The sequence below is a fragment of the Streptomyces phytophilus genome (genome assembly GCF_013870535.1).
Classification (GTDB): Bacteria; Actinomycetota; Actinomycetes; order Streptomycetales; family Streptomycetaceae; genus Streptomyces; species Streptomyces phytophilus.
On sequence record NZ_JACBXC010000638.1, the window covers coordinates 1 to 3,459 of the forward strand.

Annotated in this window: 3 protein-coding genes and 2 pseudogenes; 3 read left to right on the forward strand and 2 right to left on the reverse strand. The window is 73.4% G+C overall.

From position 1 onward, the window contains the following. Window positions 1–583, reverse strand: a pseudogene (locus H5J30_RS22725) (hypothetical protein); the annotation flags it as partial. Between the two features lie 240 nt (window positions 584–823). Between H5J30_RS22725 and H5J30_RS22730 the strand changes: the two are divergent. From H5J30_RS22730 to H5J30_RS22740, 3 genes are all read left to right on the forward strand, one after another. Then, window positions 824–1,237, forward strand: a complete 414-nt coding sequence (locus H5J30_RS22730; RefSeq protein ID WP_181789239.1) for an HIT family protein — start codon at window positions 824–826, stop codon at window positions 1,235–1,237. 59 nt (window positions 1,238–1,296) lie between these two features. Then, a complete protein-coding gene (locus tag H5J30_RS22735; RefSeq protein WP_181789240.1) occupies window positions 1,297–2,169 on the forward strand; it encodes a hypothetical protein in 873 nt (290 codons plus the stop codon). A 173-nt stretch (window positions 2,170–2,342) separates the two neighbouring features. After that, complete coding sequence (locus H5J30_RS22740) at window positions 2,343–3,239, forward strand: phosphatase PAP2 family protein (RefSeq protein WP_374101013.1); 897 nt, start codon at window positions 2,343–2,345, stop codon at window positions 3,237–3,239. A 27-nt stretch (window positions 3,240–3,266) separates the two neighbouring features. Here H5J30_RS22740 and H5J30_RS22745 read toward each other — a convergent pair. After that, a pseudogene (locus H5J30_RS22745) lies at window positions 3,267–3,459 on the reverse strand (DUF11 domain-containing protein); the annotation flags it as partial.

Here is a 3,459-nt window from a genome sequence, read left to right on the forward strand (position 1 = left end):
GGGCGACGACGTAGCGGTGGCCCTCTTCGAGGTTGCGGGCGGGGCGGACGATCAGCGCCCGGCGGGCGGGGTCGGTGGCGTTGGCGTCCAGCTCGGCCCAGTACGGGTGGCGCTTGCCGGTGTCGGCGTCGAGGAGCACGACCGGCGCGTCGCGGTCGAGGGAGGCGCCGATGTCGGTGAGCGGCGCGGCGCCGGTCTCGCCGAGGTCGACTCCGGGCACGTGGGCGAGGATCATCGAGCCGGGCGAGAAGCCGTCGCTGCGGTTCCACTCGGCGGGGTCGATGCGGGTGCCGGCGGCGTTGGCGGGCATGGCGGACGGCTCGAACGCGACCCGGCGGCCGGTGTCCGTGCTGCGGTCCCGCTCGGTGTACCAGTCGTTGGGGAACGGCAGCAGGCAGTCGCCGGCGGGGCCGATGGGGTCGCAGCCGCCGCGCTCGCCGCCGCGGGGCTCTTCGGCCCGTACGGGCTGCCCGGCCGGATCGGACGCATCGGACGGACCGGACGGATCCGCGAGCGCGGTGGGGGCCAGGAGTCCGAGCGCGAGCGCCGCGGCGGTGGTCAGGACCGTGAGCCGAGCGCGCACCGGGGCCTCCAGCGGGTGGTTACCGAACAGTTAACCGAGGTACTTAGTCAGGGCCGGGGGCGCTGTCAATGGCAGAGGCTTCAGGGACTGTCCACGCCGTTCTCATCCGATCCTCAGGCCGGCGGGGGACATTGGGAGCCATGAACGCGCTCGTGCCCGTCTGCCCGAACTGCGGCCGCGTGCGGTGCATCTGCCCGCCGCGTGCCCTGCGACACCACCCGCCCGGTGTTGACTGGAGGGGTGAACTGCACCTTCTGTGCCATCGCCGGCGGTGAACTGCCGAGCCACCGGGTCTACGCGGACGAGGTGGCCGTCGCCTTCCTCGACGCCCGCCCGCTCTTCGCCGGCCATGTCCTGGTGATCCCCCGCCACCACGTGGAGACCCTCACCGACCTGCCGGAGCCCGAGGTCGGCCCGTTCTTCGTACGGGTCCGGCGGCTGACCGGCGCCGTGGAGCGGGGCACGGGCGCGGCGGGGTCGTTCGTCGCGGTGAACAACCGGGTCAGCCAGTCCGTGCCCCACCTGCACGTGCACGTCGTACCGCGCAACCGCAAGGACGGCCTGCGCGGCTTCTTCTGGCCCCGGACCAGGTACCGGGACGAGGAGCACGCCGCCGCGACGGCCCGGCAGATCCGCGCGGCGCTCGACGGCTGAACCACCGGGCGCCGCGGACCCGGAGGGAACCCGATGCGGAGCGGCGCCGTCCGAGAACCATGAACGGAACGAGCCCGAACGGAACGAGCCCACTGCGCACCTCCGCGGCCACGGCCGCGGCTCTCGCCACCGCGCTGCTGGTCGCCGGCTGCGGCTCGGAGGACGCCTCCGGGTCCGCGGGCGACGGAAGCCGCGGGGACGTCGACCCCGCCGCCCAGCTCTACCGCGTCCAGGCCACGGTCCTGGAGAACGGCGAGCACGGCCCCCAGCTCTGCCGCACGCTCGCCGAGTCGATGCCGCCGCAGTGCGGCGGCCCGGACGTCGTCGGCTGGGACTGGGACGACGTACGCGCGCACAGCGCCAGGGGCACCACGTACACCGATCAGCTGGAACTCGTCGGCACCTGGGACGGCGAGCGCTTCACCCCGGCCGAGAAGCCGAAGCCCGCAGGCGACGGCGGCGGGCCGGGCGGGGCCGAGCCGGCCGCGGACTTCGACACGCCCTGCGCGGAGCTGAAGGACGGCGGCGGGGCCGGCGGCGGGAAGGACACCGCCGGGCGGCAGCGGCTGCTCGACAAGGCCGCGAAGATGCCCGGCTACGCCGGCTCCTGGCTCGACGGGGACGTCGTCAACATCAGGTTCGCCGATGCCGGTGACGGCGGCGGCCCCGGCACCGCCGAGAGCAGGCTGCGCGACGTGTGGGACGGCCCGCTGTGCGTCGTCGGCGCCGAGCACACCGAGGAGGACCTGGCGCGCGTCCAGAAGCGGCTCGACAAGGAGGTCGACGGCGTGCTCACCTCCGGCGTCGACCCGGTGCGCAACGCCGTCGAACTCGAAGTCGTCGCCGCCACCCCCGAGCTGCGGCGCGAGCTGGACCGCACGTACGGCGAGGACACCGTCCGGCTGACCGGCTGGCTGCAGCCCGTCGCCTGACCCGCACCACCCCCACGACCCGGGCCCCGCGCCGCTCCTCCCCATCCGGCGCGGGGCCCGCCGCGGACCGCGCCGGTACGCCGCGGCGTACCGCGCGAGGAGGAGAAACCCGCCCCCATGCGGCACCGGGGGGTGATCTGACGACCCCCTTCCGTCTGGCAAACTGTCTCCCCATGGGCGCGTCGTATTCCCGGGACCTTGCTCCCCGGCCAGCGGAGATTGCGAGGACTCTGCAGGACCGGCGGACACCCGTCTCCTCGACCGACACGGACGCCGAGGAGAGACGCAGACTCCCGGCGCCGTCGCGGCAGCGGCTGCGCGCGCTGCTGGACCGGATGCGCTCGCCGCGCCCGCCGCGGCTCTGGTTCGAGATCATGCTCGTCGCGCTCGTCTACTGGACGTACTCCATCATCCGCAACGCCGTGCCCGAGCAGGAGGCGCAGGCGCTGAAGAACGCGGACCGGATCTGGAGCTTCCAGGAGAGCCTGGGGCTCGCCTTCGAGCGCTCGCTCAACCACGCGGTCGAGGGCGTCACCTGGCTCATCGTGTCGATGAACTACTACTACGGCACGCTCCATTACGTCGTCACCATCGGCGTGCTCGTCTGGCTCTACCGCGGCCAGCCCGGCCGCTACGCCGCCGTGCGGCTCGCGCTCGCCATCACCACCTGCTTCGCCCTCGTCGGCTACTACCTCTTCCCGCTGGCGCCGCCGCGGCTGATGGAGGGCATGGACTTCATCGACACCGTGCGGGTGCACGAGACCATGGGCTCGATGTCGTCGGGCAACCTCGCCAATGTCTCGAACCAGTACGCCGCCATGCCCTCGATGCACGTGGGCTGGTCCGTGTGGGCGGGCATCACCATCGCCGTGCTGGCGAAGCCGCTGTGGGTGAAGCTGCTCGGCGTGCTCTACCCGACGCTGACGCTGCTGGTCATCATGGCGACGGCGAACCACTTCTGGATGGACGCGGTGGGCGGGATCATCTGCCTCGCCTTCGGCTTCGCCGTCTCCTACGCCTGGTACGGCACGGTCGCCTACCGCCTCCCGCAGAAGGTGGCGTCGACCTAGGGCCTCCGGTGCGCCCCGAGGGGCGCGTCAGCGGGGCCGGTCGTCCTCGGCGTCGCGGGAGCGGCGACGGCGCAGGATCACGATCCCCGCGGTGCCGACGAGGAGCGCGGCGGCGGCGCTGCCGGCGGCGTAGACCTTGTTCGACGAGACCCAGGGCTCCGGGGACCACTCGTCGTCGGCGCTGGTGCAGGTGAGCCACTCGCCGCGGGTGCCGCCCTGG

Excerpts from the sequence above, each read along its gene's own strand:
- H5J30_RS22740 (WP_374101013.1), top strand. The coding sequence starts at position 2,343 with ATGGGCGCGTCGTATTCCCGGGACCTTGCTCCCCGGCCAGCGGAGATT.
- H5J30_RS22735 (WP_181789240.1), top strand. The coding sequence starts at position 1,297 with ATGAACGGAACGAGCCCGAACGGAACGAGCCCACTGCGCACCTCCGCG.